The sequence below is a fragment of the Streptomyces himastatinicus ATCC 53653 genome, from assembly GCF_000158915.1.
Lineage (GTDB): Bacteria > Actinomycetota > Actinomycetes > Streptomycetales > Streptomycetaceae > Streptomyces > Streptomyces himastatinicus.
In genome coordinates, this window is the sequence record NZ_GG657754.1 from 6526784 (window position 1) to 6549292 (window position 22509).

The 22509-nt window shown below is 69.9% G+C and carries 19 protein-coding genes, 1 tRNA gene and 2 pseudogenes; 14 read left to right on the plus strand and 8 right to left on the minus strand.

From position 1 onward, the window contains the following. Positions 1-103: 103 nt before the first annotated feature. The gene (locus SSOG_RS27795; protein ID WP_009717586.1) at positions 104-1114 is read left to right on the plus strand and encodes an alpha/beta hydrolase; all 1011 of its coding nucleotides are present in this window, start codon (positions 104-106) and stop codon (positions 1112-1114) included. 30 nt (positions 1115-1144) lie between these two features. On the opposite strand, the gene SSOG_RS50445 is transcribed toward SSOG_RS27795, so the two are convergent. Together SSOG_RS50445 and SSOG_RS27805 are read right to left on the minus strand one after the other, a co-directional pair. Next, complete coding sequence (locus SSOG_RS50445) at positions 1145-1855, minus strand: hypothetical protein (protein WP_009717587.1); 711 nt, start codon at positions 1853-1855, stop codon at positions 1145-1147. Between the two features lie 3 nt (positions 1856-1858). Continuing rightward, positions 1859-2722 carry a helix-turn-helix transcriptional regulator gene (locus tag SSOG_RS27805; RefSeq protein ID WP_009717588.1) on the minus strand — a complete coding sequence of 288 codons (864 nt, stop codon included), beginning with the start codon at positions 2720-2722 and terminating at the stop codon, positions 1859-1861. A 144-nt stretch (positions 2723-2866) separates the two neighbouring features. Here SSOG_RS27805 and SSOG_RS27810 point away from each other — a divergent pair, with 144 nt between their 5' ends. Continuing rightward, positions 2867-3082, plus strand: a complete 216-nt coding sequence (locus tag SSOG_RS27810) for a tautomerase family protein (protein WP_009717589.1) — start codon at positions 2867-2869, stop codon at positions 3080-3082. A 14-nt stretch (positions 3083-3096) separates the two neighbouring features. Here SSOG_RS27810 and SSOG_RS27815 read toward each other — a convergent pair whose 3' ends face one another. Continuing rightward, on the minus strand, positions 3097-5322 hold the full coding sequence (locus SSOG_RS27815) for a caspase, EACC1-associated type (RefSeq protein WP_110092153.1): 2226 nt from the start codon (positions 5320-5322) through the stop codon (positions 3097-3099). Positions 5323-5656: 334 nt separating this feature from the next. Between SSOG_RS27815 and SSOG_RS27820 the strand changes: the two genes are divergently transcribed. The 7 genes from SSOG_RS27820 (at position 5657) to SSOG_RS27840 (ending at position 15829) form a co-directional block, all read left to right on the plus strand. Beyond that, complete coding sequence (locus SSOG_RS27820) at positions 5657-6253, plus strand: choice-of-anchor C family protein (RefSeq protein ID WP_009717592.1); 597 nt, start codon at positions 5657-5659, stop codon at positions 6251-6253. Between the two features lie 155 nt (positions 6254-6408). After that, positions 6409-6960 (plus strand): GNAT family N-acetyltransferase, encoded by a 552-nt coding sequence (locus SSOG_RS27825; protein ID WP_039941827.1) that lies wholly within the window; start codon positions 6409-6411, stop codon positions 6958-6960. 249 nt (positions 6961-7209) lie between these two features. Continuing rightward, the gene (locus SSOG_RS49055) at positions 7210-7374 is read left to right on the plus strand and encodes a plantaricin C family lantibiotic (RefSeq protein ID WP_078510641.1); all 165 of its coding nucleotides are present in this window, start codon (positions 7210-7212) and stop codon (positions 7372-7374) included. Between the two features lie 181 nt (positions 7375-7555). Continuing rightward, positions 7556-10477, plus strand: coding sequence for a type 2 lanthipeptide synthetase LanM family protein (locus tag SSOG_RS27830; protein WP_167542516.1), 2922 nt, complete (start codon positions 7556-7558; stop codon positions 10475-10477). A gap of 74 nt (positions 10478-10551) precedes the next feature. Next, complete coding sequence (locus tag SSOG_RS27835) at positions 10552-10764, plus strand: class II lanthipeptide, LchA2/BrtA2 family (RefSeq protein WP_039938868.1); 213 nt, start codon at positions 10552-10554, stop codon at positions 10762-10764. A gap of 98 nt (positions 10765-10862) precedes the next feature. Continuing rightward, entirely contained in the window at positions 10863-13679 is a 2817-nt protein-coding gene (gene lanM / locus SSOG_RS49060) for a type 2 lanthipeptide synthetase LanM (RefSeq protein ID WP_078510422.1), read from the plus strand. Then, on the plus strand, positions 13679-15829 hold the full coding sequence (locus tag SSOG_RS27840) for a peptidase domain-containing ABC transporter (RefSeq protein WP_078510423.1): 2151 nt from the start codon (positions 13679-13681) through the stop codon (positions 15827-15829). The genes lanM and SSOG_RS27840 overlap by 1 nt, the downstream gene beginning before the upstream one ends. Before the next feature lie 22 nt (positions 15830-15851). Here SSOG_RS27840 and SSOG_RS46940 read toward each other — a convergent pair whose 3' ends face one another. Continuing rightward, positions 15852-16472, minus strand: a complete 621-nt coding sequence (locus SSOG_RS46940) for a LuxR family transcriptional regulator (protein WP_050799988.1) — start codon at positions 16470-16472, stop codon at positions 15852-15854. A 255-nt stretch (positions 16473-16727) separates the two neighbouring features. After that, positions 16728-16801: transfer RNA gene (locus tag SSOG_RS27850), tRNA-Lys, on the minus strand. A 167-nt stretch (positions 16802-16968) separates the two neighbouring features. Between SSOG_RS27850 and SSOG_RS27855 the strand changes: the two genes are divergently transcribed. Beyond that, complete coding sequence (locus tag SSOG_RS27855) at positions 16969-17562, plus strand: lytic polysaccharide monooxygenase auxiliary activity family 9 protein (RefSeq protein WP_009717599.1); 594 nt, start codon at positions 16969-16971, stop codon at positions 17560-17562. Positions 17563-17799: 237 nt separating this feature from the next. On the opposite strand, the pseudogene SSOG_RS58535 reads toward SSOG_RS27855, so the two are convergent. Then, positions 17800-17916 (minus strand): annotated as a pseudogene (locus tag SSOG_RS58535) (transposase); the annotation flags it as partial. A 19-nt stretch (positions 17917-17935) separates the two neighbouring features. Between SSOG_RS58535 and SSOG_RS27860 the strand changes: the two are divergent. Beyond that, entirely contained in the window at positions 17936-19162 is a 1227-nt protein-coding gene (locus tag SSOG_RS27860; RefSeq protein WP_009717600.1) for an RNA-guided endonuclease InsQ/TnpB family protein, read from the plus strand. A gap of 18 nt (positions 19163-19180) precedes the next feature. Here SSOG_RS27860 and SSOG_RS27865 read toward each other — a convergent pair whose 3' ends face one another. Beyond that, positions 19181-19405, minus strand: coding sequence for a DUF397 domain-containing protein (locus SSOG_RS27865; protein WP_050799989.1), 225 nt, complete (start codon positions 19403-19405; stop codon positions 19181-19183). Positions 19406-19422: 17 nt separating this feature from the next. Beyond that, the gene (locus SSOG_RS27870; protein ID WP_009717603.1) at positions 19423-20307 is read right to left on the minus strand and encodes a DUF5753 domain-containing protein; all 885 of its coding nucleotides are present in this window, start codon (positions 20305-20307) and stop codon (positions 19423-19425) included. A 157-nt stretch (positions 20308-20464) separates the two neighbouring features. Between SSOG_RS27870 and SSOG_RS27875 the strand changes: the two genes are divergently transcribed. From SSOG_RS27875 to SSOG_RS54000, 3 genes and pseudogenes are all read left to right on the plus strand, one after another. Continuing rightward, on the plus strand, positions 20465-20863 hold the full coding sequence (locus SSOG_RS27875; protein WP_039938869.1) for an ATP-binding protein: 399 nt from the start codon (positions 20465-20467) through the stop codon (positions 20861-20863). 494 nt (positions 20864-21357) lie between these two features. Then, positions 21358-22110: a helix-turn-helix transcriptional regulator gene (locus SSOG_RS27880; RefSeq protein ID WP_078510425.1), complete on the plus strand. Its 753-nt coding sequence runs from the start codon at positions 21358-21360 to the stop codon at positions 22108-22110. Positions 22111-22218: 108 nt separating this feature from the next. Then, positions 22219-22509, plus strand: a pseudogene (locus tag SSOG_RS54000) (DNA-binding response regulator); the annotation flags it as partial.

The following is a 22509-nucleotide window of genomic DNA, read 5'->3' on the forward strand; positions in this document are numbered from 1 at the left end:
GACAGCGGACGCCACCGGTAGACTCCACTGCGCGGCGGCTGATCTTCGAGCAGTGGGCGGCCGACGACGGGGGATCCTCCTTCTGCGACCCCGGGAGCCCTCCATGCGGAACACATCCCCCGACCCGGCGGACACGGCGCCCATCGGGCCACCGCCGCCGTTCGATCCGGAACTCGCCGCGGCACTCGCGGTCATCACGCAGATCCTGCCGACGGGCGGCTCCGGGGCCGACCCGGGTGAGACGCCGCCCGAGGACGTGCCCGGGATGGCACCGGTGACGGACGCGGACCTGGAGCGTGGTGGGTTCTTCCGGGTCGCGGAGCGGTCCGTTCCGGGTCCGGCGGGTGCGCCGGAGGTGTCGCTGCTGATCTGCCGCCCGGCCCGCGCGACCACCCCGACACCGGCGCTCTACCACATCCACGGCGGCGGCATGATGGTCGGCGACAACCGGACCGGCATGCCCGACATGCTCGACCTCGCCGAGGAGCTGGGGCTGGCCGTGGTGTCCGTCGAGTACCGCCTGGCGCCCGGGACACCGCATCCGGGGCCGGTCGAGGACTGCTACGCCGGTCTGCGCTGGACCGCGGAGCACGCCGAGGAGCTGGGCGTCGACCGGGAGCGCATCGTCGTCGCCGGTGGCAGCGCGGGCGGTGGGCTCGCGGCGGCCGTCACCCTGATGGCGCGCGACCGAGGTGGCCCGGCCCTGTTCGGGCAGCTGCTGATGTGCCCGATGCTGGACGACCGTAACGACACCCCGTCCGCCCACCAGATGACCGGCATCGGGGTGTGGGACAGGGCCTCCAACGAGGCCGGTTGGACCGCGCTGCTCGGCGCCGCCCGCGGCACGGACGACGTCTCGCCGTACGCCGCACCCGCCCGCGCGACCGACCTGTCCGGGCTCCCGCCCGCGTTCATCGACGTGGGCTCCGCGGAGACCTTCCGCGACGAGGACGTCGACTACGCCAGCCGCCTGTGGCGCGCCGGGGGACGGGCCGAACTGCACGTCTGGCCCGGCGCGTTCCACGGTTTCAGCGGTATGGCCCCGCACGCCGCCGTCTCCCGCGACGCGCGGGCGGCGCGGCTGGTGTGGCTGCGCAGACTCCTGGCGACGTAAAGACCGCTTCTCGGGTCCGGGCGGTCAGGGTCACCTCGATTTTTCGACCAGCTGGGCGGCTTGAAGGCAGCTTTCGATGTAGGTCCGGGCGGCGGCGGGCGTGACGGTTTCGGTTTTTTTTGCATGGCCTTGTTGCGCAGCAGGCGCAGCTGATCGAGGAGCCCGGCCGTAATGGGTGGCAGGACGCCCTTTCGGCACGCTCTGCAACGCGTTCCACGCCGTCATGATGGCGCCGACGGGGGATGCGTCGACCAAGGCCCGGGCGTCCCGGAGCTGTTCACGCCAGGGCGGCGCCGCCGCGTCGACCGTGTCCGGCTGCGCGTACGGGGGAGGAGCCCACGGGCCCCCGGGCGGTGCCCCCTGCGGTGGCTGCGCGGGCTGTGGCTGTCCCGCCGGTGGCGGCGCTTCGTCGCGGGCGGAAGGGCCGAGCCCCTCCTCCACGCGGTCCGGGGTCGGCGCCGCCCCACCCGGGGCGGGGTACCGCGACCAGGGCTGAGGAGCCTGCGCGGGCACCCCCGGGGCGTAGGGCCCCGGTGAGTCGGCGATCGCCACTTCCTCCGCCTGGCTCAGCACTTGCCGTGCCTGCGTCTCGAACTCGATCGCGCCCGCCGGAGTTTCCAGGCGGGTCATCCGCCCGAACGCGTCGCGAATGTGGTTGCGCAGGCCCCAGACCAGGCCCACCGTCACGGCGGGCCAGACCAGCGCCTCGATGTACTTCAAGACGAGTTCGGCGATCTCCATATGTCAGTGCGCTCGCTCGCGTTTCATGTCCTGGGTGCCGATGACGGAGAGGAGTTCCAGTTGTGAGGCGCCTTCGGTGCCGGGCGGGGCGGTGAACCACAGCAGGCGTTGGCAGCCATCCTCGCTGAACAGGGTGTGGCAGTCCAGCTCGATGATCCCCAGGGCGGGATGGACGATGCGTTTGTGGTCGGTCCGCCGGAGGGCGACGTCGTGGGTGGCCCAGAGGGTGGCGAACTCCTCGCTGCGGTGGCGTAGTTCCGCCACCATCCGCTCCACCGTGGTGTCGCGGCCGCGCCGGGCGGCGACGGCCTGGAGGTCGGCGACGAAGGCCCGGGAGTGGTGGGGGTGATCCTCGGCCGGGTAGAGGGCGCGGGCGCCCGGGTCGGTGAACCAGCGGTGGACGAAGCTCGCCTCGGGGCCGCGTACGGCCGGGGGCGGACCGAGGAGCGCGGCGGCCAGCGGGTTCTGGACGAGGGTTTCGTGGAGGTCGGTGATGACCCGCGCGGGGGTGGTGGTGAGCCGGTCCAGCAGCCCGAGCAGGGCGGGCTGGACGTGCGCGGCCGGTCCGTGGGCCGCGGGGGGTACGCGGCGGTCGGCGAGGTGGAACAAGTGGTCGCGCGCGTCGCCGTTCAAGCGCAGCGCGCGGGCGAGGGCGGCCAGCACCTGGGTCGAGGGCTGGGCGCCGCGTCCGCGTTCCAGCTCCGTGTAGTAGTCCGCGGAGAGCCCGGCCAGTTGGGCGACCTCCTCGCGCCGCAGACCGGGCACCCGGCGCCGCGGACCGGCGGTCAGCCCGACGTCGGCCGGGCGGATCCGGTCGCGCCGGGATTTGAGGAATGCGGCGAGCTGCGCGTGGTTCACGCCGCTCATCGTCGCGTGCGCCGGGGTGCGGAGCCAGGGGACGGCAACCCCTGGGTGGGCACAGCCCTGGCTGGCGCGGGGACACCGGCCCAGGGTGGGACCGTCCCGCCGTCCCCCGTGTCCTCCGTGTCCTCCGTCGGAAAGAGAACCGCCATGCCTTTCGCGAACTTCAAGGTCCCCGCCGGAACCCTCGACGCACAGCAGAAGGAGAAGATCATTACGCGCACGACCGAGCTGTACGCCGAGATCTACGGCGAACGGGCCCGCGCCAACACCCTGGTCGTGGTCGAGGAAGTCGCCGACGGCGGCTGGGGCATCGGCGGCGACGTGCTGACCCTGGCCCAGCTCCAGCAGACCCCCGAGGGCTGATCATCGAGGGCTGATCATCGGCGGGCCGTCGCGGCCTGCATCGCCCGCTTGGCGACCGACGTCGCCGCCCCGCCCTCGCTCCCGCCGGAACCCGACTCTCCTTCCACGACCACGGTGATGGCCACCTGCCGACCGCCCGAGCCGGGCTGGGCGTAGGCGGTGCACCAGTCGATCCGGTCGCTGCCGCTTTGCGCGAGGGCGGTCGTAGCGCCGACGTCCGCGCCGCCGATGCGGGCGGCGGTGCTCGTGCCGCCCGTCACCGCGGCGGTCATCGCCCCGCGCAGCTCGGCGGCCGTGCGCTGGCTGACGACCCGCTTCGTGTCGGGCAGGTAGGGGCGCTGCACATTGCCCGCGGAGCCCGTCACCTTGGACACCATGTGGGGTGGGGCGAGCTTTCCGTCGTTCGCCAGCACGGCGGACACCATCGCCATCTGGAACGGGGTCGCCGTCACCTCGAAGCCTCCGACGCCGGACAGCGCGGTCTCCGCCTGGGTGGGTTCGCTCGGGAAGACGCTCGTGCCCACGCGGATGGGCATCTCTGTGTCGTCATCGTTGAAGCCGAACTTGTCCGCCATTTTCTTCACCTTCGCCCAGCCGAGGTCGACGGCCGCTTTCGCGAAGACGTTGTCGCAGGAGTAGCGGAGGGCGACGCGCAGGCTGGCGTTCTTGCAAGAGCCCGGGGCGCTCTTGTTGCTCACCGAGGTGGTGGTGCCGGGGAGAGTGTAGGGATTGGGGCTGGCGGTCGCCTCGTCGACCGTTGCGTACAGCCCCTCTTCGAGCGCCGCCGCTGCCACCACCAGCTCGAACGTCGACCCGGGGGGATATGCCTCCCGGGTCGCGCGGTTGAGCATGGGGTCGTTCTTCTTGTCCCCGGTCAGCTTCTGCCACGCCTTCCCGTCGGCCGAGGTGCTTCCGCTGAAGGTGGCGGGGTCGTACGAGGGGGTGCTGACCAGCGCCAGGATGTCGCCGTTCGACGGATCGATCGCGATGGCCGCGCCCTTGGCGTCCCCCAGGGCTTCGTACGCCGCCTTCTGCACCGCCGGGTCGATCGTGGTGATGACCTTGCTGCTCCCGTTGTCCAGGGCAGTGCGATAGATCGATTCGAGACCGGTGGCGCCGAAGGCGCGGGACCTGTACCCGGTGACCGGGGCGTACAGCTTGCCGTCGGCGTACGTACGCACCGACTTCGTCGAGCCGGTGACGGGTTTCCCGGCTACGACGATGTCGCCCAGGGACGTGTCGCTGGGCGGCACGCTGGGGCCGGTCGCGTTGCCGCTCCCCTTGGCCTCGGCGTTGCCCTTGTCGCCGTCCCCGCCGAGCTGGGTGACGGCGAAGAAGGTCCCGCCGATGACCACCAGCGCGGCCGCCGCCGCCCCGACCACCTGCCCGCGGGACGGCTTCCGGTCCCGGTGGGGTGGCGCGGCGGCCTCCGGCCGGTGGGTGGGAATGGGCGGTACCAGTACCGGTGCCGGTGCCGGCACCGGTGCGGCGACCGCCGCTGCGACCGCTCGGTTGCGGGCGAGGGCGATCAGCCCTCCCGTATTGCGGTTGCGCTGCTGCGGCAGGGGCCGCGACTTGGCGGCCAGGGTGCGGTGCAGATGCCGGTAGAGGATGTTCATGTCGATCAGGTCGGGCGCCCCCGGGATGCCCTCGCCCAGCGCGGTGATCAACTCGCCCGTGAACGCGGTGTACGTCTCCCCCGGCGGGGAGAGCGCCGCGCGGGTCTCGGCGGAGGCGGTGAGCAGGCAGGTCCCCTCCACCGCCGCCCGGTCCGCGATCTCATCGCTCGCGCTCATCCGGCCGATCAGCGCCCGTCCGCTGTAGCAGCAGTCCAGGACCACCACGGTGCGCCGCACCCCGGCCGCCGGATCCAGCACCGCGCGGCGCAGATACTCGTAGCGCAGCGCGGTGTACTCGCGGTCGTGGACCGAGTCGGGCAGCGCGAGATACAGCTCGTCGGTGTGCGGGTCGATCAGACCGTGGCCGCCGTAGTAGACGAACAGCGTGTCCGTGGCCCGCGCGGCGGCCTCCTTCACGGTGTCCAGCACCTGCTGGGCGCTGCTCGGCTGAGCGAGCACGGTGCACCGTTCTGGCGGCAGGCCCCACACCGCCGGGTCGGTCAACACCCCGCGCAGGCCGTCCAGATTACGGGCGACGGCGGGCAGGTCGGGCAGCGTGCCGTAGGCGTGCGCGCCCACGAGCACCGCTTCCGAACGGGCCGGGTCAGGAAGTGTGGCCACCGGTTACTCCGACCCCCCGCGCTCCGCGTCCCCCGCGCCGGCGTGCGTGCCGCCGCCGTCCTGCGTTCCGTCGTCACATGTCAGTTGGATCTCCACCGGCATGGCCCCCCTCGCCCGCCTCAACTCCCCCGTGCACACCCCATGGTAGAGAGGTCAGGGCGCTTCCGGGGTGTGAGGGGCGGGCGGGGTAAGTGGGCGGCGCGGTGGGGGAGTTCGGGCCGTCGCACACCACCGTGCGCCCGTGACGTGGTCTTGGTCTCCGTCAGGGGATGCGGGAGATTCTTCCGGGCGGTCAATTTCAGACGCTCGCGCATCTTTCACTCAGGAGGGGAACATGTCGCCCATTCGCACCTTTGTTGCCGCGGTCATCGTCGCCGGTGTCGTCGCGGGAGCCGGTACGGGCGCCGCGCTGGCCGCGCCGGCGGCCAGTCACTTCGATGGCGGGAGCTTCGAGACGCCCAGGGTGGCGGCCAATACGTTCGTGAACGTCGGGACGGGAGGGTCGATCGGGCCGTGGAAGGTCACCGGGGGGAACGTCGACCACATCGGGGACGGGTTCTGGCAGGCCGCCGAGGGCGACCAGTCCGTCGACCTCAACGGTGAGAACGCGGGCACGGTGAGCCAGAACTTCACCACGGTGCCGGGGAAGCGGTACACGGTGACGTACTCCCTCGCCGGTAACCCCGGGGTCGGCGGCCCGGCGCTGAAGACCGGCAAGGTTCTGGTGGACGGCCAGGACTTCCAGAACTTCAGCTTCGACACCACCGGCAAGACGATGGCGAACATGGGTTACGTAACCCGTGAGGTGAGCTTCGTGGCCACCGGCGCCACCACGACCCTGAGTTTCGCCAGCACCATGTCCGGTGCCTGGGGTCCGGTCATCGACGACGTCACGGTCCGCCACTGCGAGCCGTGTCCCTCCTGCGACTGATCGCTGCCTGACCGTGTACGAACGCCCCGGCGCCCTGCGCGCGCCGGGGCGTTCGGGCTGTTTCTGGGCGCGGGGAAAATACCGGTACCGGCGCGGATGCCCATGAGAAGATCCGTCGCATCGTGGCGGGGTGGGCTCGGCCGTGGAGGGCGATGATGTACGCGATATCCCTGGGGGACGACGGCGCGGAGCTGCGCCCGCTCGAACCGTGGCAGGCCGAGGAGTTCCTCGCCCATATGGAGCGGGGACGGGAGCTCATCGGGCAGCACGTCGGCCTCGCGGACGTCGTCACGGACCTGGAGTCGAGCCGGGCGTTCCTCCAGTCGTACGCGCAGAAGGCCGCGACCGACACCGGCCGCATCTACGGCATCTGGACGGACGGCAAGCTGGTCGGCGGAGTCCTCTTCCGGACGATGGACATCGCGCAGGCCACCGCCGAGGCGGGCTGCTGGCTGGAGCCGTCGGCGGTGGGCCGGGGCCTGGTGACCAGGGCCTCGCGCGTGATCATCGACTGGGCCGTCGAGGAGCGGGGCATCCACCGCGTGGAGTGGCACGTCTCGGCGGCGAACGCGCCCAGCATCGCGGTGGCCCGGCGGCTGGGGATGACGAAGGACGGCGTACTGCGGGAGAGCTATCTGTACCGGGGGAAGCGGCGCGACATGGAGATCTGGTCGGTCCTCGCCCCCGAGTGGCGAACGTCGTCGTAAGGGCGTCCTTGTCGCCCTGGCGTTCGCCGCCACCACCAACACCGCCCCCGAGCCCCGGTGCCTCCGCGCGCCGGGGCCCGATCTGTACCCGGGGAAGGGGAGGCTCGACCTTCGTCGAGGTGGGAAGACCCGTCTGTGGGCGGGCGTCGGGGCGGCCGGAAATCCGTACGGTTCATATCGCTGTCATGTCGTGGGCGGGTGGGTTCGGGAAGGCCCCGCTCTCCCGAACCGGAGGAAGGTATGAATCCGATGTCCGATCCGAACGCCGGGATCCTGGAAGAAATCAGCGACCAGCAGCTCGACGAATTCAGCGCCGGCACCTTCGGAGGCGCCGAATACGTCGTGAGCTTTGTCATGGGGAACCTGGGTAACTTCTGCACCGCGACGCTGGAGTGCCAGAAGAACTGCGTGTGATGTCGCGTCGGCGCCGGGGCTCGTTCCTCGGCGCCCCCATCTCCTCGCCCTCCTCGCCGAATCGGAATCCATGAAGAGCACCCTTGAATCAGAGGACATGTCCGCCGTGCTCAGGACGTACTTTCCGGAGGTCACGTCGTCGGAGCTCCGCGAGCGGATCCGGGGAAGGATTCTTCATGCGGTGACCGCCGGTGACATGGCCGGTGATGTGGGAGAAGGCGGACGAGAAGAAGAGCGGTGCGAGGCCGGGCAGCCGGGGCCCTACGAGCCGTCTCTCGACGCCGACGGCCGACTCCGGGACTACTTCCGCCATTTCGTGAAGCCCTGGGCCGACTGGATCCGGGAAAGCGTCCGTTCCTCGCCCGTGGTGGACTCCGCGAACACGATCGCGGATGACTTCCTGCGCGCTCAGACCGTCACTGTGGCCGAGTTGATGATACGGACCATGGTGGGGGAGCTGTATGCGCGCAGATCCCGGGGACTGCTGGACGGGCAGACCCCGGAAGAGCGTTACGAAAGCTTCCGGCAATGGACCAACAGCGAGGCGGGGCACCGAGAGCTGACGGACAGATATCCGCTTCTGTTCCGTACCGTGAGCCGCCGGACCGAGGAGTCCGCGCGGTATCTGCTGACGGTTGTGCGGGAAGTGGAATACGGTGCCTGGGAATTGCCCGCTCCCCTTCCTGTGGGGGAGATCAAGGTATCGGCGATCGAACTGGGCGAGGGCGACACCCACAACGGCGGCAAGTCGGTGGCGCGCGTGGTGTTCACCGATGGCAGCCGGGTGATCTACAAGCCGCGTTCCATGGCCTCGGAGGCCGGCTTCAACGCCTTCGTCGCCTGGATGAACGGCGAACTCGGCCTGGGGCTGCGCACGGTCGCGACGCTTCCGGTCCGCCACGGGGGCTTCGCCGAGTTCATCCCCACCCAGGAACACACCGGCGGCGCGGAGAACTACTTCGCCCAGGTCGGATCCCTCGCGGGCATCCTGTTCCTGCTCAAGGCGACCGACATCCACTTCGAGAACATGGTGACCTGCGCCGACGGACCGGTCGTCGTGGATGCCGAGACACTGTTCACACCGACCCCACGAACCCGGGAGACGGGCGGGGACGGTGCCGCGCCGAGTCCCGCGCCGGGCCTCGCGACCCGCGTCCTCCGGGAGTCGGTCGTGGGGACGGGACTCCTGCCCATGGTCATCAGGGCCCGGGGCTCCGGGCGCGGGATGGACGTCGGAGCCATCGGCTACGACGCCGGCCAGCGCCTCCCGTACAAGGTGCTCGAACTACGGAACCGCGGCCGTGACGACATGTACGTCGCGATGGCGGCCAAGGAGATGACCCGGGCCAACGGAAACGTGGCGGTACAGCGGGCCACCGGCCCGGACGTACGAGTGCGACGAGACCTGATCAAGGCGGAGTTCCGCAGGGTCCTGGAACACGCCGCCGCCCACCCCCACCGGGTCATGGACGCGGTCGAACGCTTTCTCGGCGACGCGCAGTTCCGCTTCGTCAGCAGCCCGACCCTCTTCTACGGCCAGTTGCTGCGGATGGCGACGCATCCGGATGCGATCACCAGCCCGCTGGTCCGGGCCGCGGTGCTCCACCGCGTGGCGCTGCGCACCACCGACGTGCCCGGGGTCGTCGAGGAAGAGGTGCGCCAGTTGGCGGCGGGAGACGTGCCGTACTTCAGCTATACGGCACGCTCGCGCGCGCTCACCGCGCAGGGCCGCACGGTGTGCGCGGACGCGCTGGAGGAAGCGCCGCTGGACTCCGTACGGGACAGGATCCTCCGGCTGGACACGACGGTGATCGAGCGGGAACTCGATCTGATCGACTTTTCCTTCGTCGACAAGCTGCCGACCGAGCCCGAACAGACCGGGTTCAAGCCCCGGGCGGGCGGCGCGCGGAACGCCGTCGGTGAATCGCGGTACCTGGCGGAGGCCGAGCGGATCGGCGACCGTCTGGTCGCCACCCAGATCGGCGGCGCGGACCCGCTTCAGCCCGCGACGTGGATCGCCCCGCAGGTCACCACGGACTCGCAGAGCCAGTGGACTCCGGGACCGCTGGGCTACGACCTCTACGGCGGCAGCCCGGGCCCGGCCCTCGTCCTGGCCGCGCTGGCGCACGAGACCGGGCGCCGCGACTACGCCGACGCCGCCCGTCGGGTCCTGGATCCCATCGAGCGGCAGTTGCGCGGCGACCACCTCGACGACGCCGCGATCTCCGTGGGCGGGATGACGGGCATGGCGGGGACCGTGTACGCCATCGCCGTCGGCCGCGAGCTGCTGGGGGACCGGGACGGTACGCGGCTGAGCGACCTGGCCGGGAAAATCGCCCGGCGGTGCGGACCCGACGCCCTCCCGGACTACGTGAGCGGGATGGCGGGGACGCTGGCGGTCTGCATGGCACTGTACGGGCGGGCGGAGTCCGCCGACGAGAAGCGGGCCGTCGAGGAGTCGGTGCGCACGGTCGCGGCGGCGGAAGTGGCGGTGCTGGGCGGAACGGACCGGGCGGACGCCAGGGTCACAGGGCACACCGGACTCGCCCACGGAGCCATGGGGATCGGCCCTGTGCTCATCCAGTACGGAACGGTCTTCGACGACCCCGCGGCCCGCCGGCTCGGCGTGCGGATCACCGGGGCCGTCGTGGACGCGTACGACGAGCGGGACGGCGACTGGCCGCGTGAGTGGGGCGGCGACAGGCGCTCCTACGGCTGGTGCCACGGCGCCCCGGGGCTGCTGCAGGGCGGCCTCCTGGCCGTCTCGCACGCACCGTCCGCGGTGCCGGTGGGTGCGCTGGCCCGGTGCGCGGAGCTGACGCTCGACCGGGGCTTCGGCAACAACCCGACGTACTGCCACGGCGATCTGGCCAGCGCGGACATCCTCGCCGAGGCCGAGCGCCAGCTTCCGGGACTGGTCGGGGACGTCGCCGAGGACATCTACCCGCGCTTGTTCGCCGAGGTCGTCGAGCAGTACGAAAAGCGGGCCGACAACAAATACGCGTACAGCAACAGCCTCCTGGTCGGCCAAGCCGGCCTGGCCTGGTCCATTCTGCGCCATTTGGATCCCGTGAGCTATCCCTCGGTGCTGTGGCTGGAATAGTGCCCGGCGCCCACGATCGGGCTTCCGCGAGTACGGGGGCCTTGTCCGAAAATGAGAAAGAGAAGGGCAAGAGAATGGAGAACATCGCCACGGACCTGGCCACCGGGTTCGTCTCCGAGGACGAGTTGGTGGAGCTGTCCGACGCGCCGGGCGACCTGGCCGTGGGCACCACGCCGGCGACGCCGACCATCGGCTACATGACCGGCGCCCTCGCCGGCGTCACCGCCATCAGCTCCTCGCTGCAGGGAGGCTGCCCGACCTCCGGCTGCACCAGCAAGTGCATATGAACCGCGGCTGACCAGGTGCCCCGGGGACATACGCCGGGGCACCTGTCCGGTCTCATATCCCCTGCGCCGTTCACGAGCGCTTGACGAAGGCAAATAAGGTGGAACTGAGCGACGAATTCCTCGAAGCGCTGGTGAAGCGGACGACCGACGAACTCCCAGGGCATTTCGGCGGCTTCTACGCGCCGTTCCTCGATGAATGCGCGCGCCACATCGCCGAATGGCGGATGCCCGGGGACGGTGAATGGGCGGACATCGTGGATCTGCCCGGCGTCGCCGAGTCGCTGCTGCGCTCGACCCTGACCCGCTGTGCCGACATCGGGGCACGGACGCTCATCACGGTCCTTCGCGGCGGCGCCCTCCGTACGGAGAACGCGCCGAGCGGATACGAGGAGTTCCACGCCTGGGCCGCGAGCACACGCGGGCGGGACGCGATTCTCGGCCACTTCCCCGAACTGGACCGGCTGCTGCGGCTGGTCGCCGTCCGCGCCGCGCGGTCCGCCGGAGAGGTGCTGCACGCGGCGTGCCGGGAACGGGAGCCGCTGGCCGCCATGTTCGGGACCGGTGGCCGGATCACCTCGCTCACCCCGGGCCTCGGGGACGCGCACCGGGGAGGGCGGACGGTCACCCTGCTGCGCTGGGAGAACGGCGCGCGTGCCGTGTACAAGCCACAGCAGGACGACTGCGGCCGCCTGCTGCGCCTGCTGCGTCCGCTGCTCGACGAGGACGGCTCCTTCTTCGGCCCGCTGTATCCGAGGACCCTCGCGCACGAGAGCCATCTGTGGCAGGAGTACATCGAGCACACGTCGCTTCCGGGTCCCGAGGGGGCGGCGATCTACTTCCGGCGCTTCGGGCGGGTCGCCGCGCTGCTGAGCATGATGGGGGCCTCCGATCTGCACCACGAGAACGTCATGGCCCTGGCCGAAGGGCCGGTGCTGATCGACACCGAGACCCTGGTGTCACTGCCCGGCAGCCCGGACGTCACGCTCGACGGGCAGCCGCCGCTGGCCCGGGAGCTGGAGCGATCGGTTCTCAACACCATGCTCTTCCCCACCCGCTTCATGGGGGCCACCCTCGACGTGGATCTCTCCGGCGTCGGCTGTGTGCGGCCCGGCGCGTCCCGGAAGATCTGGTCGTTCGGAGTGGTGGACGCGGGGACGGACGACATCCGGTTCGACCGGGTGCCCACCGTCGTCGAACACGGCTCCAACCTGGCCACCGTGGACGGTACGCCGGTGGACCCGCGCCGCTGGAGCGACGAGATCACGGCCGGTTTCGCCGAGGCACGCGAGATGCTGCGGGCCCGCCGCGCGCGGGTCGAGGACGTGATACGGGGCTGTGAGCGGTGGGGTGTGCGGCACGTCGTGCGGCCGACCTTCGTCTACGCCAGGTTCATCGAAGCGTCGACCCATCCGGCGTACCTGGGCAGCGGGCAGGCCAGGGCGGAGCTGTTCGGCAAGCTGCCGAAGACCCAACGGGGCGTCGGCGCCGCATCGGCCGACGCGATCCACGCGGGTGAGGTGGCGGCCCTGCTCGACCACGACGTGCCCTTCTACCGGGCCGGCTCCGACTCCCCACTGTTGCGCGGCGACTGCGCCGAGGAGGTCGGCCACATCGCCGGGCGTACGCCACGGGAGTGCGCGCTGAGCGCCGTCGAGGCGTTCTTCAGCAGGCCGCCGGGGCGCGACCTGACCTACATCCGCTACGCGCTGGCCAGTTCCGTGGACGACGTCTGGGACGCCCGGGACACCATCGAGCACCCGGACCGGTACCCGGACCTGACGGACACGGACGGCTGGCGGGCGGAGCTGGACGATCTGGTGGTGGGCCGGGAGACGGCGCAGCCGTCGTGGCTGGCGCCCCGGCTGGAGGGCGCCGGTCTCCGCCTCGGCGGTGTGAACGCCGTCCTCTACGACGGGGGCGGTCTGCTGCTCCAGCTCGCACGGACGGGCACGGCACGGCAGGAAACGAACGTGGTGGCGGCGTGCGTGGCGGCGACGGCGCGGGAGCCGGCGGTGGATGTGACGGTTCCGCTGTCGGTGTCCCCGTTCACCGGCCCCCTGTCGGAACGGGTCACGCACTGGGAGATCCGGCGGCGTCTCGCCGGGGACCGCCCCACCGACGACGAGCCCTTCGCGGCCGTACCGGTCGGCACGCCCACCCACGCCCTCGACGTCGACAGCCTCACGGCGGCCGACTTCGACTACCTCAACGGTTACGGCGGCTACCTGGTCTACCTCGCCGAGTACCTGGAGCACGGCGCCCCCGAGCTGACCGGCGTGGCCCCCGAGAAGCTGCTGCGACGGCTGGTCGAGTTGGACGGCAGCCCGGAGGAGCACACCGGTGAACTGGGGCTCGCACACGGGAGGTTCGGCCGTATCGCGGCGATGAGCGCGCTGGTGGGCAAGGGCATGGACGGCGACAGCGGGGCCCGGGACCATCTGGAGCGGTTCGCGACCGGCTATCTGCGCCACCGGTGGCGGGACGAGAGCCTGAGGGACCGGGGGTCCGCGGGCGGCTGGTGCAAGGGGTACGCGGGCGTGGCGTACGCCCTGGTCAAGGTGCTGGGCGCCATCGGCCGCGGTCCGGAGGAGGTCCGGGAAGCGGTGGCCCCGGAAGTCGAGTGGACGCTGACCGCGGATCTGGGCACCGACATCAGCCTCTGCCACGGGGTGGCGGGCCGGATCGCCATGCTGTGCTGGATCGGGGACCGGCTCGACTGGCCCGAACTACGGGTCGCCGCCGCCCGACTCCGCGCGAGGTTCCTCGACCGGTACGGGGAGGGCGGCTGGTCGTGCGGGATCGGCTCCGAACCGCGACTGCCGTCCTACTTCCTCGGCCTGTCCGGCTGGCACCACGCACAGGCGATGCCGGAGGACCCCGGGGTCGCGCTGCCGCTGTGTCTGGGAGGCCGCTGATGGGGGTCCGCCGGGTCAAGGAGGTCCAGCAATTCGGGCAGGCGGAGTGCGGGCTGTGCTGCATCGCGATGGTGCTCTCCGCGTACGGTTCGCGGAACTCGGTCACCCGGCTGCGGCATGAGCACGAGGTGGGCCGCGACGGGCTCACCATGAGGGAGATCGCCGGCATCCTCCGGCGGAACGACTTCCAGGTCAAGGTGTTCCGGGCCGGGGTGAAGCGGCTCGGCCAGTTGACGTTCCCGCTCATCGCCTACTGGGACGACAGCCATGTGGTGGTCCTCGAAGAGGTGACGGACCGCCATATCACCGTGGTCGACCCGTCATCCGGGCGTCAGAAGTACCCGATCGAAGAGTTCGAGGAGCACTACTCGGGAATGGTGCTGGAGCCGGTCCCGTCGCCGGACTACCGGCCCGTCCGCCATACCGAGCCGAGCGTGTGGCGGGATTTCCTCAGGGCGCTGCGCGGATCCGCCAAGCCGCTGATCCAGGCCGGTGTGATGTCGCTGCTGCTCTACGGCTTCACGGTGCTGCTCCCGATCGCCACCCAGCACGGTGTCAACAAGTACGTGGAGTACTACGACAGGCTCTCGCCCGGGCTGCTGATAGCGCTGTTCGCCGTGCCGATGGCCGCCTTCTTCGTCATCTCGCTCATACGGAGCCTGTGCCTGGCCGTGGTGATCCGCGGCCTCGGCGAGATCATGATGGGCCGGACGTTCAGAAGGCTGCTGGAGCTGCCGTACAAGTACTTCGCCAATCGGACGCAGGGCGAACTCATCTACCGGCTCTCCAGCATCGCGGCCGTCCGCGACATGATCTCCAGCCAGGTGTCGGTGGTGCTGCTGGACGTCGGCAGCATCCTCTTCACTTTCGGATACCTCTTTCACCGTTCCCTGACGCTGGGAGCCGCGGCAGGCGCCGTCTTCCTGGCCATGGTGGGGATCGCCGCCGTCTCCTACCGGCCGATCCGGCAGGTCACGGGCCGTGAGATCAGCGAGACCGCCGCCTCCACCTCCCTGCAGATGGAGGCGCTGTCATCGATCGAGACCCTGAAGGTCTCGGGGATGACGGGCAGCTTCTTCGAGACCTGGAAGAAGGTCTACGCCGGGGCGATGGCGCATACGCAGCGGCGGATCGTCCTCCAGGGCGTCACCACCGGCGGCTACTCGATGTTCCAGGTGTTCGGGCCGCTCCTGGTGATGGCGGTCGGGCTGTGGCTGGTGATGGAGGGGCGTCTCGACCTGGGGTCGGCGGTGGCCGCGCAGACGATGGCCGCCACGGTCCTGGGCATGGTGATGTCGCTCTCCAGCGCCTTCACCCAACTCATCACCGCGAACGCCCAGGTGTCCCGGGTCGGCGACATCCTCCACCACCCCATGCCGCCCGCGGCGTTCGGGGACCGCGAGGCGGACCTGCGGGGCGGGATCTCGCTGCGCGAGGTGTCCTTCACCTATCCGGGGGCCGCGTCCCCGGCGCTGGAGGACATCACGTTCGACGTGCGGCCCGGACAGCGGGTGGCGATCGTGGGGGCCAGCGGGTCCGGGAAGAGCACCCTGGGCAAGCTGCTCATGGGGCTCTACCCGGTCGGGTCGGGCACCATCACCTACGATGGTCTGCGGATCGGGGAGATCAGCGCGGACTCGTTCTACGGCGGCGCCGCCTACGTGCCGCAGGACATCGTGCTCAGCAACCGCGGCATCGCTCAGAACATCGCATTCGGTATCGACGGCTGCCCGATGTCCGATGTAGTGGCGGCTGCCCGCCAGGCCCAGGTCCACGACGACATCGCGGCGATGCCACTGGGCTACCACACCCAGGTCAAGGAAATGGGCGGCAGCCTGTCCGGCGGCCAGCGCCAGCGCATCGCCCTGGCCCGGGCGCTGGCGAGGAAGCCGCGGATCCTGGTGCTCGACGAGGCGACCAGCGCGCTGGACACCGTGACCGAATCGAAGATCGCGAACGCGCTCGAGGATCTGCGCTGCACCCGGGTCGTCATCGCCCACCGGCTGTCGACGATCGTGAACGCCGACCTCGTCGTCGTCTTGGAGCGTGGCAGGGTCGTGCAGACGGGGCGGCACGAGGAGCTGACGGATGCCCCTGGCCCCTACCGTGAGCTGATCCAGTCTCAGGTGACCCTTGAGGCAACCGGATAGTTCAGACAGGGGCCGCGGCTCGTCAGGCGGTTCTGGGTACCAGCGCCCGCGCATGCGCCGTGAGCTGGCTGCGGTCCCGGCACCCCGTCTTGTGGAGGATGTTGGACACGTGGAACTTCACGGTGCTCTCCGCGACGTGCAAAGTGGCCGCGATCTCGCCGTTGTTGAGCCCGGAGGTCACCAGCGCCACCACTTCCCGTTCCCGCGCGGTGAGCCGTGCGGGGTATGGGGTCGCGGCCACCGCGCGATGTGCGGGAGAGTCGGCGGGGGATGGGGGCCGCAGGAGCGAGCGCACCAGGGTGGGAGAGATCCAGCCATGTCCCGAGGCGATCTCGTGGACGGCGTTGAGGAAGGAGCCGTCGAGGTCGTCGCGGTCCACGATGGCGCGCACGTCGACCGTTCCGGGGACGAGGTCCAGCGCGACCGTCTCCGACGTCACGGCCAGGGTGGGGACCCGGTCCCGGATGTCCCGCAGTCGGTCGATGTCGATGACCAGGACATCGCATTCGGGAACGGCCCCGCCGTCCTCCTGGAGGACGGGACGCCAGCCCGCCTCGCCGAACAGCCGCCGCAGCCTCCGCTGGAAGGGTGTGCGCCGCGTGGCGACCCCTATGACGATGCTGAGTTCGCTATGAAACGTCACGCCTTGCTCCCCCGCTGCGGTCCGCACCGGCTGCGTGCGCCGTCCGGCCCGGACCGCAGGCGTATGGCTTGAAACATGTCCGGCGCAACACTCTGTCACGGGATTCCGCCCCGGGGAGCGCGCGACCCATTCGAAGGTCGAGGGCATCGATAAGTGTTCCTCTATCGCCGCGCGCTCCCGGCACGGAGCCGAAACGCACACTGGGGCCTCCCGGACGAACCAGGAGACCCCAGGTCAGTGGCGTAAAAGCCAAAGTGCGCCGCCAGGGACTCGAACCCCGGACCCGCTGATTAAGAGTCAGCTGCTCTAACCAACTGAGCTAGCGGCGCCTGCTGACGAAGGAATCTTACCGGACCTCGTGGGGTGGTCCGGACCAGGCTCCATCCTGCCCTTGTCATTGGTATGGACATGACCAAACGAGCCTGGCTACGCTCGACTTGGTCTAGACCGCATCGCACGGCTCGCAGAAGCACCCCCACGTCTTCAGGAGCGAAGCATGCGCAAGAAGATCCGCGCCGCCGTGGTCGGCATCGGGCTCGCGGCGGTCACCGTTCTCGCGACGGGTGGCGAGGCCACCAGTCACGGCTACACCGACTCACCGCTCAGCAGGCAGAAGCTGTGCGCCAACGGGACCGTCGCCAACTGTGGCGAGATCCAGTACGAGCCGCAGAGCGTGGAAGGGCCCAAGGGGTTCCCGTCGGGCGGACCCGCGGACGGGACGATCTGTGCGGGCGGCAACAGCCGGTTCGCCCAGCTCGACGATCCGCGCGGCGGGTCGTGGCCCGCGACCAAGCTGACCGCCGGGCGCAGTTACACCTTCAACTGGCGGTTCACGGCCTCGCACGCGACCACGGACTTCAAGTACTACATCACCAAGAACGGCTGGAATCCGAGCAGCAAGGTGACTCGCTCGAGCCTCCAGTCCCAGCCCTTCCTGACCGTGCCGTACAACAACCAGCGGCCGCCGTCCACGCTCTCCCACTCGGGGACGATCCCGAGCGGGATGACCGGGCGGCATGTGATCCTCGCCGTCTGGACCATCGCGGACACCGGGAACGCGTTCTACGCGTGCTCGGATGTCCAGTTCTGACCGTGCCGCGTCCGGCGTGAAAAGGCCGTCCGGCCATGAGGCCGGGCGGCCACCCGTCGGCTTACCGGGCATCTTGTGTGAAGGCCCTCGGTCTTCGGGTCGGAGGTGAAACGAACCTCGGGGCTTCTCTGGCCTGTAGGCCAGAGCGGACGTTGTCGCTGCTCGATGTATTGGCGGGTGATCGCCCGCGGCGTGCCTCCGCAGGCGGCAAAGTGAGGTGTCCGTGCATGACGGCGCGGGGTAGTGGGCTAGGAGGTGCACGTGGTCGCGTTCGCCGTTGAACTCCCTCAGGTCCGCCTCGAAGCCCTGGCACACGTTCCGCATGACCTTTTCGCAGCGTGTCAGTATCTCATCGGTGAACACGGTCCTGTTCGTGCAGCTCCGTTACAACTACCGGGTGTACCCGGACGCCTCGCAGCGCCGCGCACTGGCGCGGGCGTTCGGGTGTGCGCGGGTGGTGTGGAACGACTGCCTGCGTGACCGAGAGGAAGCACATGCGGCGGGGCTGCCGTTTGTGACGTCCGCCGAGCTGTCCCGGCGTCGCATCACCCAGGCCAAGCGCACCACAGAGCGTGCCTGGCTGTCCGAGGTGTCGGCGGTCGTACTCCAGCAGTCCCTGCGCGACCTGGACGCCGCCTACAAGAACTTCTTCGACTCCCTCAAGGGCACACGCAAGGGGTGCAAGGTCGCCCCGCCCCGCTACAAGTCGAAGAAGGACACCCGGCAGTCCATCCGCCTGAACACAAACGCCTTCGCAATCCGCACCAACGGCACGGTATATGTGGCCAAGATCGGCAGCATCAAGGTCACTTGGTCCAGGCCACTGCCTGTCGCACCCACATCCCTGACCGTCACCAAGGACTGTTCCGGCCGGTACTTCATAAGCTTCGTCGTGGACACCGAACCGGATATCCTCCCCGAGCTGGACGCCGAAGTCGGAATCGACCTGGGCCTATCCACCTTCGCCGTCCTCTCCGACGGCACCCGCATCCACTCCCCGAAGTTCCTGCGCCGCGCCGAGAAGAAACTCAAACGCCTCCAGCGCGAGCTCAGCCGGAAGGCCCGGGGATCGAAGAACCGGACCAAGGCCCGTATCCGCCTCGCGCGGCAGCATGCCCGGGTGGCCGACCGGCGCCGGGACTGGCACCACAAGGCCTCCACGCAGATCATCCGCGACAACCAAGCGGTGTATGTGGAAGACCTCGCGGTGTCCGCCCTCGCACGGACCCGGCTGGCCAAGTCCGTGCACGACGCCGGATGGTCGGCGTTCGTGAACATGCTGGAGTACAAGGCGGCTCGGTGCGGCCGGTACTTCGGGAAGGTCGGACGCTTCGAGCCGACCTCGCAGATCTGTTCCGTGTGTGGCGTCAAGGACGGCCCCAAGCCCCTGCACGTCCGGGAATGGACGTGCAGGGAATGCGGGACCGTCCACGACCGTGATGACAACGCTTCCCGGAACACCCTGGCCGCCGGACGGGCGGACAGGTTAAACGCCTCGCGGAGCGCAGGTAAGACCAGGACGAAAGTCCCGGCGCAGCGCGTTGAAGCAGGAAGCCACCCAGACGGTCACACGACCGTGGTAGGAATCCCCGGATCTTAGGCCGGGGAGCACGTCAAGTCACGCGTCGAACGTGCCCGCCTTCGCACCCCGCAGGAAGGCGGCGAGCGTCGCCGGGGCCGTGGTGAGGACCACGCCCGGGTCGTCGCTCTCCCGGATCAGCAGCCGTCCCCCGCTGGCGGCGATCTCCACGCACTGGCCCTCGCCCACGGAGTACGAGGACTTGCGCCAGCGCGGATGGTGCTGGTTCCCGGCGAACGGTGCAGAGGTACATGAGGTGTTCATGTGTGGGGCCCTCTTTCTCATACGAGATCTGCGATAAGGCCCTTCGTCGCATCCGGAGACAGCGCGCTGTCGGCGATGCGGCCGAAGGCGTCGACGAAAACGTTGACGTCGTCGACACCTTCGACGTACGTGGGCCCGCGCAGGTTCTCCTGGGAGACCACATCCGGCATCGGACCGGGGAAGCCCACGAGTGTGAACGCGCCGGCGTCCCCCGGATTGGGCGCCGCGTCGATCGGCATCACCTGGAGCGTCACCGTCGGCCACTCCGCGACGTCCAGCAACCGGCGCAGCTGCTCGGCCATGATGGCCGGGCGGTCGGCGAACCGGCGGCGCAGCGCCGTCTCGTGGATGACGGCCCACAGCCGCAGCGGGGTGTCCGCTCGGGTGAGCACGGCCTGGCGGGCGAGCCGCACCTCGGCGAGGGCGGACACCTCGGAGGCGCTGCGGGCCCTGGCGTTCGCGGCGATCGTCTCGCGCGCGTACTCCGACGTCTGGAGCAGCCCGGGGATGACCAGCGGGGCGTAGTCGCGGACGGAGTCGGCGTCCGACTCCAGCGATATGTAGTCGGCGTAGGCGGGCGCGACGACGCCGCGGTACGTCTGCCACCAGCCGCGTTTGCCCGCGTCCTTGGCGAGCCCCTCCAGCGCCACCCGGATCTCGCAGTCGGTGACCTCGTACGCCCGCAGCAGGACCTCGACCTCGGTGGTGCGGATGGTCGCGTTGGCGTTCTCGATGCGCGACAGCTTGGGGGCGGTCCAGTGGCGGGCGCCAGGCGAGCCGTTCGCGGTCGCGTTGAGCGCTTCGGCGGCCGCGTCCAGTGTCATCCCCGCTTCGGTGCGCAGCTTCCGCAGAGTTGAACCCAGACGCCTGCGCCGTACGGTGGGCACTGGCTGGTAGGACATGGCGTCAGTCTGTCCTATCGCCGACAGGGGTCACCAGGCGGCATATGCCAGTTGTGAGCTAAAGGGTCGAAACATTGCGACTGACACTCCCGATGAGCCAGGATCGCTCTTGCGACATGGCGGCAGTGCGCTGCGCTTTGGAGGGGCCCCGGACCATATGGCAGACAACACGCAGCGGTACGAATTCCGCCTCCGCGTCCACCCGCAGAAACTCGCCGAGGTGCGCCGCGCCGTCGGCGCCCGGCTGCGCCTGTGGGGACGCGAGGAACTGATCACACCCGCGGCGATGTGCGTCACCGAACTGCTGTCCAACGTCCACAAGCACGCGGCGTCGCCCGAGTGCGTGCTGACGCTCGAAAACCGCCCGTACGGGATATGCGCCGCCGTCTTCGACTCCGAGACCTCACTGCCGGTGGTCAAGGAGCCGGACTTCCTCTCGGAGTGCGGGCGCGGGATGTTCCTGCTCAGCAAGACGGCGCATGAGTGGGGTACGGACCTCCACGACCACGGCAAGACGGTCTGGTTCACGCTGCGTGCCGAAGCGGTGGATCCCTGACCGGCGGGTGCGCGCACCTTCTCCGGGGCGCGACTTCAGCGGATCGATCAGCTTGGGTCCGCAGTGACCCGTGCCCCGTTCGGGGCGGTGGCAGCAACCGGACATCGTTGCTTCCGCTTCGTGGCGGAGCGTCGTCGCATTGCGACTGATCGTGTCCGGATAGCGGTCTCATGGGCTGACGGTTCGTAACTTGCTGACAACACGCACCGCTTGACGCGTGGTCGAGCGCCGTGTCGCGCTCTGACGCGCCGGACTTGGTCTATTCTTTACTTCACGCCCCGCGTTGACGTCGTCGCTGTGCGCGAATTACTGTCATCAGTGATTTCGCACCATGCTGCCTCCGCGTTTTGAGCACGTTGAGGCATGGAATTCCAAGAACCAGGCCGGTATTTGCAGAACTAGGTAACTGTCGCCCTCCAGGGGAAGTCATGGTTGGTCTTGTGACGATGTCCGAGCCTTCTCCTGAGCATGAGACGGACTCCTCGGTTCCCGCCATGACCGGCGACTATGTCGAGCGTGCCCTGCTGGCCGCCCGCGATCTGATCGAGTCCACGGTCACCCGGCACCGGCGGGAGCTGGCCCAGGACTCCTGGGCGGGGAAGGCCCTCGGGCAGGTGCCGCTCGCCGAGGTCGTCGACACGCTCGTGGACGGGGCCGAACGGACCGTGAGCGTCGTCCTGTCGGGCGGCGAGGAGCAGTCGGAGGTCGTCTGCTCGGCGCTCGCCCGGCCCGCCCGGGGTGGCCGCGGGCGCAGGGCGGTGCGGCTGCTGTGTCTGCCGCGGGCGCTGGAGGCGGCCCGGGTGCGGGCGCTGGCGCGCACCGATCCGCGCTGCGAAGTCCGCGTATGTGACGGGGAGTTACCGGAAGCGCTGTTCATCGACGGCCAGATCGTCTACGTCCGGAACGAACCGCCGGACCCGGCGCGGGACGGCGGGCGGCAGGCGTCGCTCGTCGAGGATCCCGCCGCGGTGCAGGCCCTGGAGCTGATGTTCGCGGGGACCTGGGGGAACGCCGTGGCGCTGGAGGACTATCCGCGGCTGGGCGGGCGGCTGTGCCCCACGTCCACGCGGCGCATCCTGGAATGCCTGCGCACGGGCCACACCGATGAGGTGGCGGCGCGCGACATGCAGGTGTCCCTGCGGACCTACCGCCGGTATGTCGCGGAGATCATGCGGGAGCTGGGCGCCGGATCCCGCTTCCAGGCGGGGGTGCGGGCGGTGGAGCTGGGGCTGCTGCCGGACCGCTGACCCGCCTTCACCTATAGCGCCCATGGCCGGAACCCACGACTCATAACCCAAAACCGATAGCGCATGGCACTCGAGACCTTGACCACGTCGCGAGGCAGGAATGACGACATGAAGGATCCCGGTGATCCGGGGGACGTTCTGGAGCGGACGTTACGGGAGGTGCGGGCCCTCATCGAGGCCACCGTCGTCGAACACCGGGCCCGAAGAACGAGAACGGGGCAGTTCACCCAGGTGGGAATGGCGGACGGGGCGTTCCTGGCCGCCGCCGAACAGGTGATCACCAAGGCGCGGGGTCGGGTGGACGCCGTGTTCCCGGAAGCGCCGGGCCGGATGGCGGCGGCGCACGCGGCGCTCACCGCCCTGCTGCTGAACCTGGACGACGACGCGGTGCGGGTGCGG